This window comes from Kribbella sp. CA-247076 (assembly GCF_050942445.1).
In the GTDB taxonomy this organism is placed as follows: Bacteria; Actinomycetota; Actinomycetes; order Propionibacteriales; family Kribbellaceae; genus Kribbella.
The window spans coordinates 3,691,022-3,706,344 of the sequence record NZ_CP192051.1 but is presented as its reverse complement, the minus strand read 5'-3'; the positions used below and the strand labels follow the sequence as shown (position 1 = coordinate 3,706,344).

6 protein-coding genes are annotated in these 15,323 nt (G+C 69.6%); 4 read left to right on the top strand and 2 right to left on the bottom strand.

Annotation, left to right across the window (positions count from 1 at the left end):
• Window positions 1-397 precede the first annotated feature (397 nt).
• The gene (locus tag ACQPYZ_RS17590) at window positions 398-640 is read left to right on the top strand and encodes a DUF7455 domain-containing protein (RefSeq protein ID WP_433169484.1); all 243 of its coding nucleotides are present in this window, start codon (window positions 398-400) and stop codon (window positions 638-640) included.
• Between the two features lie 117 nt (window positions 641-757).
• On the opposite strand, the gene ACQPYZ_RS17585 is transcribed toward ACQPYZ_RS17590, so the two are convergent.
• Window positions 758-2,233 (bottom strand): PLP-dependent aminotransferase family protein, encoded by a 1,476-nt coding sequence (locus ACQPYZ_RS17585; protein WP_433169482.1) that lies wholly within the window; start codon window positions 2,231-2,233, stop codon window positions 758-760.
• An 86-nt stretch (window positions 2,234-2,319) separates the two neighbouring features.
• On the opposite strand from ACQPYZ_RS17585, the gene ACQPYZ_RS17580 reads away from it, so the two are divergent.
• From ACQPYZ_RS17580 to ACQPYZ_RS17570, 3 genes are all read left to right on the top strand, one after another.
• Complete coding sequence (locus ACQPYZ_RS17580) at window positions 2,320-2,943, top strand: LysE family translocator (RefSeq protein ID WP_433169480.1); 624 nt, start codon at window positions 2,320-2,322, stop codon at window positions 2,941-2,943.
• 143 nt (window positions 2,944-3,086) lie between these two features.
• A complete protein-coding gene (locus ACQPYZ_RS17575; protein WP_433169478.1) occupies window positions 3,087-9,347 on the top strand; it encodes an RHS repeat domain-containing protein in 6,261 nt (2,086 codons plus the stop codon).
• Entirely contained in the window at window positions 9,344-13,303 is a 3,960-nt protein-coding gene (locus ACQPYZ_RS17570) for an RICIN domain-containing protein (protein WP_433169476.1), read from the top strand. The genes ACQPYZ_RS17575 and ACQPYZ_RS17570 overlap by 4 nt, the downstream gene beginning before the upstream one ends.
• Window positions 13,304-13,311: 8 nt before the next feature.
• Here ACQPYZ_RS17570 and ACQPYZ_RS17565 read toward each other — a convergent pair whose 3' ends face one another.
• Window positions 13,312-15,303, bottom strand: coding sequence for an amylo-alpha-1,6-glucosidase (locus ACQPYZ_RS17565; protein ID WP_433169474.1), 1,992 nt, complete (start codon window positions 15,301-15,303; stop codon window positions 13,312-13,314).
• Window positions 15,304-15,323: the final 20 nt, after the last annotated feature.

Genomic DNA, 15,323 nt, shown 5'->3' with positions numbered 1-15,323 from the left:
ATGTTCCCACCCTATGCCGCCGTACCCCCAAATCCCGGCAGGCGGTGGTCCGGCCGGTGGTGTGGCGGCGGATCCGGCCGGGTACCCCGGAGGCAACGATTCGCAGGTGGATCGCCGTCCAGAAAGGTGTTTTCGCAGGTATCGATCCGGACTCGATCTCGAGTGGTCTACGACACTCCGAACTTCAGCGCGCTGTGACGACACCATGGCGCACAGTGAGAGAAGACACGCCCGACACTCGCCGGAAACAACAATTGCCCCGTATCCGAAACGATTCGTCGTCAAGATGCGTCATACGGGAACAGGTGGTTCGTCTCACATACGGACACGCTGGCCCATCCGGGAAGCGATCCGCATGTCAGGATGTTGCTATCTGGTGAGTACGGAACTAGATGAGATGAGGCCTCAAGTGACTACAGCACTCGCCCCGAGTTCGACCCTGTCGGCTGCGGACCGTTGTGACCGCTGCGGCGCGCAGGCCTACGTCCGTGTCACCCTGACCTCCGGTGGGGAGCTGCTCTTCTGCGCCCACCACAGCCGGGAGCACGCGGAGAAGCTGCGCAACATCGCGATCACCATCCACGACGAGACGGGCCGGCTCGACGCCACCCCGGCCGTCGCCACGGAGGACGAGCGGTAAGCCCAAGCTTCAAAAACGCGCCAACGACGGCGCCAAAGTCATAGAGGCTCGATGGCGGTCACCCGGAAGGGTGGCCGCCATCCTTCAGTTCTGAGGGTCTTGGACCATGTGGGGCTCTCAGACCATGGGTACGGCGGGTGGGGGGCCGTGGCGGCGTAGTTCGTGCCAGGCCCGGGCCAACCGGTCGACGGCGTCGTCGAGGATCGGCTCCGGGTAGGCGAACGGGACCCGCAGGTAGTCGTCGTGCGCCCCGGTCGGATCCATCGCCCGCCCCGCCACCACCTCGACCCCGTGCCGCAGCGCGACCTGGGCGAACACCCGCGCGTCCGTCTCGGGCAGCCGGATCCACAACGCCGACCCGCCCTCGGGCTCCGACCACTCCCACGTCGGCAGTCGCTCGGTCAGCAACTGACCCATCAGCTTCCGCCGCGCCGAGGCAACCCGGCCCCGTGCCGCGGTCAACTCCCCCAGCCGTGGCAGCAGCCGCGCGGTCAGCGCCTGATCGATCACCGGACTGCCGAGGTCGGCCAACGCCTTGTGCCGCGCGAGCCGCTCGGCCAGCGGCCGCGTGGCCCGGATCCACCCGATCCGCAGCCCACCCCACACCGCCTTCGACACCGACCCGATCGTCAGCACCTCGGCCCCGTCCGGCGCGTACGCCGCCAGCGGCGCCGGGATCGCCGGTCCGGCCGGATCCCAGGCCGAGTACGCGTTGTCCTCGACCATCACCACGCCGTACTTGGCGGCCAGCTCGGCGACCTGCCGCCGCCGGTTCGCCGACATCAGCCGCCCGGTCGGATTGTGGAACGTCGGCATCACGAACAGCAGTGCCGGCTGGTGCTCGGTGAACGCCGCCGTCAGCAGGTCCGGCCGGATCCCCGCGTCGTCCAGCGGTACGCCGACCACGCGCCCGCCGGCCGCCCCGAACAGGTCGAAGCATCCCGGCCAGCTCGGCTGCTCGATGGCCACGGCCGCACCGGTCCGCAGGTACATCTGGGTGACCAGAGCGATCGCTTGATGCGCGCCCGTGGTGACGACGATCTCTTCGGGTGACGTCGGCAGCCCGGACTCGTCGAAGTGGTCCGCGATCCGTTCACGGAGCACCCGCAGTCCGCGCGGGTGGTAGCCGACGTCGTCGAGCAGGGTCGGCAGGTCGCTGGTCGCCAGCTCGACCAGCTCGTCGGTCAGTTCCGGCAGCCCGGGGTCGACGGCGTACGTGAGCGAGATGACCTCGCCCGGCCCGACCGCGATCCGGTGGAACAACGACTCGCCGTACCCGGCCGGCATGCGCTTGTCCGCTCGTGAACGACCCCGGCTCGCGGACCGCGCGATCGTCGTACCGCTCCCCCGGCGGCTTTCCACCAGGCCGCGGGCGCGGAGCTCGTCGTACGCCGCGACGACGGTGGACCGGCTGACCGCGAGGGCCTCGGCGAGCCGGCGTTCGGCGGGCAGGCGGGCGCCGACCGGGAGCTCGGCCGAGCCGATCAACGAGGCGATCACGTCGGCCAGCCGGCGGTACAGGCCGCCACTGCGGCCGGTGAGCCGGCCGCCGATCAGGTCCGCCAGGACGGCCGCGTCTGCAGAACGGTCCACTTCTCCCCCTATTGGCTCGGGTGGACTGCTTCACGCGCGGCCAGGCTAGTACCACAAGGCAGTCCAGTTCGAGAGGGAGAGAGATCATGGGGATCGCGCAGCTACTGGGATTCGCCAGTACGACGGTGCTGCTGGTGGGAATGCCGGGGCCGAACAACCTCTACATCTCGCTCCGCAGTCTCACCCAGGGACGGCGGGCCGGCGTGGTCTCCGCACTGGCGATCGAGACCGGCACGCTGGTGTACGTCGTGGTCGCCGCGATGGGCCTGGCGACCGTGGTCAAGGCGTCGCCGGCGCTCTTCACCGCGATCACCGTGGCCGGCGCGCTCTACCTGGCGTTCCTCGGCGTGAAGATGCTGAAGGCATCGACCTCCGAGCCCGCCGGTGGAGTCCCGCCCGCGCCGCTCGGCCGGATCTTCCGCGACGGTGTGGTGGTGAACCTGCTCAACCCCAAGGCGGCGCTGTTCTTCCTCGCCTTCCTCCCCCAGTTCACCAGCCGCGACGCCGGTCCCGACCAGTTGCGCACCGAGATGCTGTTGCTCGGCGCCGGCGCGCTCGTCATCGGGCTCGTGCTCGACCTCTGCTACGCCGTCGGAGCCGACGCGATCGGCCGCCGCGTCCGCTCGGTCCGCACCACCAGCCCCTGGCGCAACCGCATCGTCGCTGCCGTCTACCTGACCCTCGCAACCGCCGCCGTGCTGACGATCTGACCGTGCACAGTTCCTTCCAGGACAGCATGCCGGGCTTTCAGATCGCTTTCACAACGGGCGGTATTCGACCGCGGTAGAAACGGTCGCGGGTGGCGGTCTCCTCATCCACGCTGTGCTCACGCCCTGTCAGCGAGGAGATCCCGATGACCGCCACGCCGGTGTCGCCCCAATCCCCACCACAGTCTTCACCCCAGGTACTCCGCAGACGCCGGCTCGTCCGCAGGAGCCTGCACACCGGCATCGCGACCCTGGTCGGGATCGCCTTGATCCTCGGGGACCAGCACCACGGCCTGACCGCGGCCGCGGCGGCCGGCCCGCGGGACAAAGACATCGAGCTGCGGCGGGACAAGCCGGTCCGCGGTGTCGAGGCCAAACCGGCCGCCACGTCGGCCGACCCGGCGGTGGTCGATGCGACCAAACCGCACACGCCACGGCTCACGTGGCCGTCGCCGGGTGTTGCCGAGGCCGCGGTTCCGGCGCCCGGGCACGGTACGTCGGTCAGTCGCTGGAACGCCGTGATGGGCAGCAAACCCCCGCAGGTGAAGCAGCGAGTCGGTGACCTCCCGGTCTGGGTCGGTCCGGGCTCAGACGCGACCCAGCGGTTCGTGGAGAGCGGCGTACGTACGGGACCGTCGAAGGTCAGGGTGTCCGTCGAGGGGCGACGTGGGGACGCGCTGGTGTTCGACGTCCGCCGTAGCGACGGCGTCAAGGCCGCGGGCCGGGTCACGCTGACCGTGGACTACTCGGCGTTCCGCGACACCTACGGCGGCGGTTGGGCGAACCGGCTGCGGTTGTACGACGCGAAGACCGGTCAGCCTGTTGCCACTAGCAACAGGGGTGACGGCACGCTGCAGGCCGAGGTGGCCGTCGACGCGCAGCCGAAGGCGCTACGGATGGCGGCCGCGTCGTCGGGTGGCGGCGGCGACTTCGGCAAGGGCGACTCGTCGGGTGGTTCATCGAAGTGGAGCATCGGCGGGCAGTCGGGTGCGTTCGAGTGGCAGCTGCCGATGGACGCGCCGCCGGGAATGGGCGGTCCGCAACCGACGGTCGCATTGCAGTACTCGTCCTCGTCCCTGGACGGGTTGACGTCGGCAACGAACAACCAGGTCTCCGTGGTCGGCCAGGGGTTCGACATCGCCGGCGCCGGGGCGATCGAGCGGCGCTACAAGAGCTGTTCGAAGGATGCCGGCAACCAGGGCTCCCGCAAGACCGGCGACCTGTGCTTCGCCAGCGAGAACGCCAACCTGTCGATGAGCGGCAAGTCCGGTGACCTCTTCCTGGTGTCGAGGACGAGTACGTCGGAGACGTGGCGCCTGCGTGGCGACGACGGCACCGTGGTCGAGAAGCTGTGGGGAACGGCCAACGGCGACCAGGGTCTGCTGGCCGCGGAGAAGGGTGAGTACTGGCGCGTCACGGCCAAGGACGGGACCAAGTACTACTTCGGCCGGAACCGCCTGCCCGGCTGGTCGTCCGGCAAGCCGGAGACCCGGTCCACGATGACGATGCCGGTGTACGGCAACAACAACGGTGAGCAGTGCAACAAGCCGGCGTTCGCGGACTCGTGGTGCCAGCAGGCCTACCGCTGGAACCTCGACTACGTGGTCGACCGGCACGGCAACACCATGAGCCTGTACTACGACGTCGAGACGAACCGCTACGCGCGGAACATGACCGCGACGACGGTGAGCGAGTACGTGCGCAACAGCACGCTGAACCGGATCGAGTACGGCCAGCGTGACGGCCAGGTCTACACCCAGAGCCCGGTCGGCAAGGTGCTGTTCACGACCGTGGAGCGGTGCGTGGGCGTCGGCTGCGGTCCGTCGCAGCCGGCGTCGTACCCGGACACGCCGTGGGACCTGAACTGCACGAGTACGACGAACTGCAACAACCACTTCAACCCGACGTTCTGGAGCCAGAAGCGGTTGAGCAAGGTGACCACGCAGGTGCTGCGCGGTACGGCGTTCACCGACGTGCAGTCGTGGTCGCTGCGGCACGAGTACACCAACGGCGCGACCACCGGCCGGGCGCTGTGGCTGGAGGCGGTCACGCAGACCGGTCTGGTCGGTGGCGACCTGCAGATGCCGGAGACCAACTTCGACGGGGTCGGTCTGGACAACCGCGTCGACCCGGCGAACCCGAACCTGCCGAGCATGGTCTGGTACCGCGTCAGCGCGGTGAAGTACGGGACCGGTGGCGACCTGGCCGTCACCTACTCCCCCAAGGACTGCACCGCGGGCAGCCTGCCGAACCCGGCCGACAACAACCGTCGTTGCCACCCACAACGATGGACGCCGCCGGACCAGGGCGAGCGGCAGGACTGGTTCCACAAGTACGTCGTGACCGAGGCGACCGAGACCGACCGGAGCGCGGCCACGAGCGTGCCGGCCGCGCCCGTGCCGGTGACCAGCAAGGTCGAGTACCTGAGCACGCCGGCCTGGCACTACAACGAGCAGGACGGACTCGCCGACACGACCACGCACACCTGGAACCAGTGGCGTGGGTACGGGAAGGTGCGGGTGACCAAGGGCGCCGCCAACGAGACCCGGTCGGTGACCGAGACGCTCTACTACCGGGGCATGCACGGTGACCGGAAGGCCGACGGTACGCCGCGGGACGTGAAGATCACCGACTCGACCGGGACGGCCGTCGACGACCTGGACGAGTTCTCCGGCCAGGTCCGCGAGCAGTTGACGTTCGCCGGCACGTCGATCGTGAACAAGACCATCAACGACTACTGGCGTTCGCCGGAGCCGACCGCGGTCGAGACCCGGCCGTGGGGCACCCGGTACGCGTACCTCACCGGGCAGAAGGGGGTGAAGCAGTACCAGTCGATCGACGGTGGCACGCTGAACGTCACGAACCAGCACGAGTACGACGCCAAGGGCCGGCTGGTGTGGAAACACCACGGCAACGACACCACGACGGCCAACGACGACACCTGCACGCGGTACGAGTACACCGAGAACGCGGCGACCGGACTGCAGGAGCTCCAGGCGCGTGAGCAGACCGTCGCCGTCGGCTGTGACAAGACGTGGACGAACACGCAGGTCCTGAGCGACGAGCGGATGTACTACGACGGCGCCACCTCGCACACGGCGGCACCGACCCGGGGCGTGCCGACGAAGGGCGAGCGGCTGTCCGGCTTCGACAGCGCCGGCAAGCCGACGTACGAGACGGTGTTCACTGCGACGTACGACGAGTACGGCCGGCGGACCAGCATGAGCAACGCGTTGAACCAGACCGTGCGGACGTCGTTCACACCGTCGTACGGTCCGGTGACGAAGATGACCGAGACCGCTCCCAACGGGTTGCAGGCGAGCGAGGAGTACGAGCCGGCTTGGGGTGAGCAGATCGCGACCACCCAGGCGGACGGCACCCGTGCCGAGGCCGCGCTCGACCCGCTCGGCCGGACCGCGAAGGTCTGGAACCCGGGTCACCCGAAGGCCACCAGCCCGGCCGACGTCGAATTCGAGTACCTGCTGCGCGGCGACGCCTCGTCCGCGGTCGTCACCAAGACTCGGCTCGGCGACAACCGCTACGACGTCGTCTACGAGCTGTACGACGGCCTGCAACGGCTCCGCCAGACCCAGGAGGCCACACCGGCCGGTGGACGACTCGTCACCGACTACCGTTACGACAGCCGCGGCAAGCAGAGCATCCTGTCCGGTCCGTACTACGCCGAGGGCCCGCCGAGCCAGGAGATCCTGTACGTCGACGACGCCGTCGTACCGAAGCAGGAGGTCACGGTCTGGGACGGCGCCGAGCGCCCGACCGCACAGATCTTCCGGTCCGAGGGGCAGGAGCGGTACCGGACCGGTCACCAGGTCACGGCCACCCGGCAGAGCATCGACCCGCCGCAGGGCCAGGCGCCCACGACCCGGATCACCGACGCCCGCGGCTGGCTGACCGAGCTACGCCACTACCACGGCGAGACCTGGTCGGGCGGCTACGACAGCACCAAGTACACCTACACCCCGCTCGGTCAGCTGAAGTCGCTGACCGACCCCGCCGGCAACGTCTGGAGCTACCAGTACGACGTCCGCGGCCGCCGGACGGTCGAGTCCGATCCCGACCGGGGTACGACGACGTACACCTACAACAGCGTGGACCAGATCGAGACGACCACGGACGCGAAGGGTGTCACCACGGCGTACACCTACGACGACCTCGGACGACGGAAGACGCAGCGCAGTGGTTCGGTGACCGGGCCGGTGCAGATCGAGTGGACCTACGACACGCTGTCCGCGGGCAAGCCGACCTCCACCACCCGCTGGGTGAACGGCAAGGCCTACACGACCGCGGTCACCGGCTACGACGAGGCTGGGCGGCCCAAGGGGCAGTCGGTCACGCTGCCCTCGAGTGAAGGCAAGCTCGCCGGCACGCACACCGTCAGCCAGACCTACACCGACGACGGCAAGGTGGCCACGCGGAGCCTGCCCAAGGCCGGTGACCTGGCCGCGGAGACGCTGTCGATCGGCTACAACGACCAGAGTCTGCCCACCACTTTGAGCAGTGAGCTCGGCAGCTACGTCCGGAACAACACGTACACGCCGTTCGAGGAGACCGACGTGCTGACGCTCGGGGCCGACAGTGGCCGCTGGGTGCAGCAGCGGTTCGAGTACGAGTACGGCACGCGCCGGTTGACACGAGTCGTCACCGACCGCGAGACCTCGCCGCGACGGATCTCGGACACGCAGTACGCGTACGACCCGGCGGGCAACATCGAGAAGATCACCGACACGCCGTCGTCGACCACCGGCGAGCCGACGGACACGCAGTGCTTCGGCTACGACTACCAGCGCCGGCTGACCGAGGCCTGGACGCCGTCGTCCGGTGACTGCGAGGCCGTCCCGACCGCCGCCGGCCTCGGCGGACCGGCGCCGTACTGGCACAGCTGGACGTTCGACAAGGTCGGCAACCGGCAGACCGAACGCAAGGTGACACCGACCGGCGCGACCACAACCAGCACCTACGCGTACGGCGGCCCGGCACAGCCCAACACGCTGAAGAGCGTCACCACCACCGGCCCGGCCGGCACGTCGACCAAGAGCTTCGGGTACGACGCCACCGGCAACCTCACCACCCGAACCGAGGGCGGCTCCACCGAGACGCTGACCTGGAACAACGAGAGCAAGCTCGAGAGCACCAGCAAGGGCACCTCGTTCGTGGACGACGGCGACGGCAACCGGCTGCTCAGACGCGACGGCACCGGTACGACGCTCTACCTCGGCGAGACCGAGATCCTCCTCGGCACCGACGGTCAACTGCACGGCACCAGGTACTACACGTTCGGCGAGGACGTCGTGGCCGTGCGCACGAACGGCAAGCTCAGCTGGCTGCTGACCGACCTGCACGGCACGCCCACGATCGCCGTGGACGCCTCGAACCAGTCGGTCCAGCGCCGCCGCACCACGCCGTACGGCGAGGTCCGCGGAGCCGCACCGGCCGACTGGCCGGGACAACGCGGCTTCCACAAGGGCACCGAGGATCCCGGGACCGGGCTGGTCCATCTGGGCGCGCGGGAGTACGACCCGACGATCGGGCGGTTCATCTCGGTCGATCCGGTGATCGACCCCGACGATCCGCAGCAGCTGAACGGGTACGCCTACGCGAACAACAACCCGGTCACCTTCGCCGACTCCGACGGCCGGGCGGCCGTGATCGCGATCCCGGTCGTCATCCCGGTGGTCGTCGTCGCCGTGATCGCGGTGATCGTCTACCTGCTGCTGGTCGAGATCGTGAAGTTCCTGGTCAAGGTGATCGAGACGATCGTCGAGACGGTCTGGAACTTCCTGCTCTGGCTGTGGGAGAAGGTCACCCGGCAGGTGGTTCGCTGGGTGGAGCACACCAAGACCGTGATCAAGGTGGTCGCCAAACGGGAGACCCGGTTCGAGGTCAAGATCGTCAACCGGATCAAGTGGATCTACAAGAAGATCGCCGACAAGGTCCGCAAACCGGTGCGCAAACCCGACGTGGCGAAGGCGAAACCGCCCAAGCCGGCACCGAAACCACAGAAACCCCGAACGACCAAGCCGCAGAAACCGAAGACGTCGAAGGGCAAGTCCGACAAGCCGTCGTCGCGTGGCAAAGCCGCGGACACGAAGAACAAGTATCGCAAGCTGTCCGAAGAGGAGATACAGCAGATACGCCGCCAGGGCGAGCGGGACCGGCAGCTGCGGGAGATGTTCAAGGAGTTCCTGGACCCGTACAACCCGGACGAGTGGGTGCCCGGCACCGTCGAGGAGGTCGATCCGCACCCGACGCAGTACCCGGACGGAACCCCGAAGTGGAGGGGGCCCTACGACAGCAAGGACTTCCGCACGCAGGCTCCTGGCGGAGCCCGCGTCCCCGGCGGCCAGCTGATCCAACGGATCCTGGACATCTTCGAGGGGTGGGGTCTGTGAGCAGGCGACGTGGGCTGCTCACCGGCGCCCTCGCACTCCTCCTGGCCGTCCCGATCGTCCACGCCGGTCCCGTCGTGGCGCAGGTGGCGGACCCCGCACCGCCCAAGGAGCGGGTCGAGCTGCCTGAGCTGCGAACCGAGAGCAGTGAGGTGTACGCCGAACCGTCCGGCCTGCGCACGCTGGTCGCCCACCCGGCACCGGTCCGGGTCAGACGCGGAAAGGGCTGGGTCCCGGTCGACACCACGCTGCGCATGCAGGCGGACGGGACGGTCCGGCCGGAGGCGACGGTCACCGAGCTCGTCTTCTCCGGGGGCGGCGATCGCGCACTCGTTGCCCTAGGCACCAGCAGACGACAGCTCCGGATGAGCTGGCCGGCCGAGCTGCCGCGGCCCGTCCTGGACGGCGCCACGGCGACGTACCCGGAGGTGTTTCCCGGTGTCGACCTGAAGCTGCGGGCCGAGGCCGACGGGTTCGCGCAAGTTTTGGTGGTGAAGACCCGGGCGGCGGCACAGCGACTGGAGCGGGTCGACTTCGGTATCGCCACCACGGGTCTGCGGGTCGGGACCCGGCCGGACGGCTCGACGGTCGCCCTCGACTCCACCGGTGCCGCGGTGTTCGCCGCGGACAAGGCGGTGATGTGGGACAGCACCGGTGCGCCGGAGGCGGTCCGGCACAGCGGTTCCCAGGACTCGAGGCAGGTGACAATCCCGACCACGCGGACGGCCGGCGGACTCAGCGTCGTACCGGACCGGGCGCTGCTGACGTCGCCCGCGACCCGGTTCCCGGTGTACGTCGACCCGTCCTGGTCGGCCGGCCATCAGCTGTGGACGCACGTCAACCAGATGGCGCCGGGTCAGTCGTACTGGAACTTCGACCGGGCCGAAGGGGCGAAAGTCGGGCTGTCGTGGGACCTTGCCGTCCGGTACCGGTCGTACTTCCAGTTCCGGACCGAGGCGCTGGCCGGTTCCACCGTCGTGTCCGCCGCCTTCGACATCGTGCTCAACCACTCGCCGTCGGGCAGTCCGACACCGGCCATGCTGTGGCACACCAAGGCGATCGACGCGAGCCAGCCGCTGACCTGGAACAACTCGGTGCCGGGTCACTGGATCCGGGAGCTCGCCGAAGCCAGCGGGAACGCGTGGACGAACGGTGGCCAGCCAGACATGGCCATGCGGTTCACCAGCGACAAGGTGAAGACGGTGATGCAGGGTGTCGCCGACGCCCGCGCGGGAACGGCGACGTTCGGGCTGCGGGCGAAGGACGAGGGCAACAAGTACCAGTGGAAGAAGTTCCACCCGAACACCGCGGCGCTGGTGGTCAGCTACAACAACGCGCCGCGCAGCCCGGTCAAGGTGAACTTCTCCCGGCCACGTCCGTGCGGCACCGCGAGCGAGCCGACCCTGGTCAGCGGCCTGACCCCGCCGACGTTCGCAGCGGTCGCCAGCGACCCGGACAACGACAACCTCACCACCCGGCTGTCCATCCACCGCGCAGACACCGGGGCGGTCGCCTACCAGTCACTGTCCAGTACGACGACGTCCGGTGCCGCGTTCGCCTGGCCGCAGCTGCCGCCGACCGCGCTCGCCGCTGGTGTCGCGTACTACTACGTGGCCAGCAGCAACGACAACGTGGCCAACGACGGCATCGAGTTTGGTCCGGAGAGCGCCCGCTGCTACTTCATACTCGACGCGACCCGGCCGTCGGTGCCGCAGTTGGCATCGACCGACTTCCCACCTGAGGGCGAACCCGGGATCCCGGCGCGGACCACGGGTGTGGTGACCCTGCGACCAGGTGGGTCGGACACGGACGTCGCGGAGTACCTGTACGGCTTCCAGCAGGACAAGGTGCTGTCGCGGATCAAGGCCCGCCCCGACGGGACCGCGCAGTTGCCGGTGACGGTGTGGCCGGATCCGGTGACCGGACCACAGGGGCGCCTGTTCGTCCGGGCGGTGGATCGAGCCGGTAACGCGAGCACTGTCAGCCCGGCGTACGACCTGATCGCCTCCGACAACCCGCAGCCGATCCCGCGGGTTCGCGGTGACATCAACGGCGACGGTCGCGCGGACATCAGCGCCGTACTCGACCACGGCTGGGGTCGCACCGGCGTGTGGAACGTGCTGTCGAAGCCCGGTGGGCTGCAGACCGGCACGTTCGCCTGGGACTCGGGTGAGAACGGCGGATTCGCGCTCTACCGGACCCGGCCCGTCCAGGGTGACTTCGACGGTGACCAGCGGGCGGACCTCGTGCTGTTCCGCGAGGAGGCCGGCCGGCGGATCGCGGCGTACCTGCTGAAGTCCGACGGGAACCGGTACGACACGCCGTCGCAGCCGGTCTGGCACAGCGGCTCGGCGGGCTGGCCGCTGAGCGGTGCGCGGATCTTCGCCGGTGACGTCGACGGGGACGCCAAGGACGACATCGCCGTACAACTCGACAACGGCAACGGCAGTTGGCGCGTGCTGGTGTTCCGTGGCGGCAACCTCGGTACACCGGTGCAGTGGGTCAGCACCGCGGCCGGGTCGGGTGAGTGGTACCGGAGTGCTCCCCTGCTCGCGGACGTCGACGCCGACGGCAAGGACGACCTCGTCGACATGACCAACCTCGGCGCGTGCCGGACCCGGGTCACCGTGCGGAAGTCGGCCGGTACGTCGTTCGCGACCACCCCGGTCACCTTCTACGAAGGGCCGTACTGCTGGGAGAAGAGCAAGCCGGTCGTCGCCGACGTCAACGGCGACAACCGCGACGACCTCGTCGCGATGTACGAGCACGGCCAGACCGACCTCGGCCTGCGCGTGTTCACCTCGAGCGGTACGGCGATGGCGGAGTCGGAGTGGTTCCGGGGAGCCCTCGACCCGGCCAAGGCCGCGCTCAGCGCCGGGGACTACACCGGGGACCGCAAGGACGACGTCGCCCTGGTGTACGCGCTCGACGGTGGTGGACGCGACGTCTCTACGTTGACCTCGAGCGGTACGTCGTTCGCGGCGCCGTCGACGGGATGGCGTGAGGAGAGCGTGGGTGCGACGACCGGGCCGCGGTTCGACATCGACAACCGCGCCTACGAACTGGTCGCCCGGCACAGCAGCAAGTGCCTGGACGTGCCCGGAGCGAGTCAGGCCGACGCGGCGCCGATCCACCAGTACACCTGCAACGGCAACATCCAGCAGCGGTTCCGGCTCGCGCAGATCGCCGGCACCGAGCAGTTCGAGGTGCACACCGTCCACGGCAACGGTGCCAACGGCGACGGCAAGGCCCGCTGCCTCGACGTCGACGACCGGCTGCTGGGCGACGACGTACCCCTGCTCCAGTGGCCGTGCGTGGGGACCGGCAACCAGCAGTTGACGGTCGAGTACCTGGAGGGCAGCAGCTACGACACCGTCGTCCGGCTCCGGTTCGCGCACAGCGGCAAGTGTGCGGCGGTCCGGGGCGGCTCGCTCGGTGACGCGGTGCCGGTCGTGCAGCAGACCTGTACGGCGGACGCCAGCCAGCAGTGGATCCTGCGGCCCGCGTTCACCGGCCAGACGCTGAGCGGCCGGTACAAGGTCGCGTCCGTCCGCGGCGGCCACGTGCTCGACATCAAGGACTGCGGCACCAATCCGGCGAGCACGGACATCCGCACGTGGCAGTGGGTGGCGGGCAGTCCGTGCCAGCGCTGGCAGATCGTCCCGAAGGGTGACGACGTCTACCAGATCCACGACCCGAACTCGCAGAAGAACGTCGACGTCGAGGGCTGTCCCGGCAGCAACGGGTCACCAGTGCTACCGATCACGCCGAACGACTCGGCCGACTGCCAGTCCTGGCGGATCGAACCCGCCGCCGGCGGGTCCTGGAGCATCCTGCAGAACAAGTCCGGGCGATCGATGGACGTGGCCGGCTGCAGTGCGCTCGCCGGTGCAGACGTCATCACGTGGCCGTACTGGAACGGCACCTGCCAACGCTGGACGCTGACACCGGCCAACTGACGGGGCGGTCAGTGCTGGAGGTCCTTCGGGGCCTCCAGCACTGTCAGGTTCCCGCCCTGCCAGTGGACGGACAAACGGCCGTCTCCCAGCCGCAGTCCGGTGAGCTTGAGCGCCTTCCACGGCATCGAGTCCGCCGGGTTCAGCACGAGGGTGCCACCGGGCACGTCCGGCTCGATCCCCAGCGCCGCCACCACGACCGCGACCGCCGAAGCCGCCGCCCACGCCTGCGGACGGCACGACAACGGGTACGGCGTCGGGGTCGACTCCTCCTGCAGACCCCGCCCGCCGAACAGCTCGGGCAGCCGGTACTCGAAGGCTTCCGCGGCCCGGATCAGCCCCGCGGCGTACGACGACGCGCGGGCAGCGTGTCCGGTCGCGAACAGGCCCTCGATCGTCATCGCGGTGTCGTGCGGCCAGACGCTGCCGGTGTGGTACCCGAGCGGGTTGAACCGGGTCATTGCCGTCGACAACGTGCGCAGCCCGAAGCCACTGTCCAGGTCGTCTCCCGCGAGTACGTCGGCGACCGCCAGCTCCTCCTCGGCGTCCAGCAGCCCGGTGCCGAGCAGGTGGCCCATGTTCGACGCCCGGCCGGCGACCGGGTTCTTCTCGCCGTCCAGGGCGATGGCCGGGTAGCCGTCGACCCAGAACGTGTCGCGGAACCGCTCCTGCAGGGCGGCGGCCCACTCGCGCCACTCGTCGCCGGACTCGCCGTACGCCTCGAGCAGCTCGGCTCCCCTGACGGCGGCGGCGTACGCGTAGCCCTGCACCTCGCACAGCGCGATCGGGGCCGCGGCCAGCGTGCCGTCGGGCCACTGGACCGCGTCGAACGAGTCCTTCCAGCCCTGGTTGGCCAGGCCATGACCCGACTCGTCGACGTACTCGAGGAAGCCGTCGTCGTCCGGGTCGCCGTACTCCTTCATCCAGGACAGCGCTCGCCGCAGGTTCGGCAGCAGGTCGCGGACCTGGTCCGACGGCATGCCCCAGCGCCAGGCCTTGTGCAGCGTGGTGATCCACAGCTGGGTCGCGTCATGCGTCCCGTAGTACACCGGCGGCAGGACCAGGCCGCCACCGTGGTCGGCGAGCTCGTCGCGCAGCTCGTGCGGGATCTTGCCGGGCTGCTCGGCTGTTTCCGGGTCCACCTGGGTGCCTTGCCTGGCGGCCAGGGCGCGGAGCGTACCCGCGGCGAGCTCGGGGTCGACCGGGATCAGCATGCCGGCGGAGATCAGCGAGTCGCGGCCGAAAAGCGTCAGGTACCAGGGCGGGCCGGCACCGAGGTACCGGTCGTCCCCGGCCCCGAGCTGCAAGGCCCGCAGGTCGTCGAGCGACCGCGTCACCCACCGGTCCACCCGCCGGTCGTCGCACTCGATGCCGAGGTCGTAGCGTGCCGGACGGGCCGGCGGGTCGATGCTGAAGCCGGTCGCGCCCTTCGGGATGTCGGCGGTGATCTCGACGGTGACGACGAACTCCTCCCCCGGCTCGACCCGGGGCGTCGTACTCAGGCCGGGCTCGGCGCGGGCGGTCACCCGGGTCCCCGAGTTGTCCCAGTGCAGGCGGCCGGAGCCCTCGTCGACCGGGCTGAGCTCGGGCAGGTCGGCGGCGGCGCCGCTGCGGACCGCCGCCGTACCGGCCAGGTCGGTGCCGAGGGCAACGTCCAGCCGGCACTCGACCGGCACGCGGGACCGGTTCACCAGCCGGATCCGCTCGGTCAGGCCCGCGGTGGTGAGCTCGCGGGTGCGGTGCAGCGTCACGGTCGGGTCGTGCCGGGTCGCGTCCCCCAGCCCCTCGACGACGGCGGCGTACTCGTGCACCGAGGCCGAGCGCTCGTCGACATGGACCGGGACCGGCGGCTCGCCGTCGATCGTGACGGTCAGCCGGGACAGGATCCGCCGGTCCTGCGCGTAGACCCCCTCGGCGCCGGTGCCGGTCAGCTGGCCGGAGCGCGGCGACAGGACCACCCAGGGAGCGGCGAGCGCGGTGACGAGTTCATGCAACTGGGGCATGTGCCCACCCTAAGGGCCCG

Bases quoted from the DNA above. Each gene is read 5' to 3' on its own strand.
- ACQPYZ_RS17590 (WP_433169484.1), top strand. From the start codon at position 398: ATGAGGCCTCAAGTGACTACAGCACTCGCCCCGAGTTCGACCCTGTCG.
- ACQPYZ_RS17565 (WP_433169474.1), bottom strand. From the start codon at position 15,303: ATGCCCCAGTTGCATGAACTCGTCACCGCGCTCGCCGCTCCCTGGGTG.
- ACQPYZ_RS17575 (WP_433169478.1), top strand. From the start codon at position 3,087: ATGACCGCCACGCCGGTGTCGCCCCAATCCCCACCACAGTCTTCACCC.
- ACQPYZ_RS17580 (WP_433169480.1), top strand. From the start codon at position 2,320: ATGGGGATCGCGCAGCTACTGGGATTCGCCAGTACGACGGTGCTGCTG.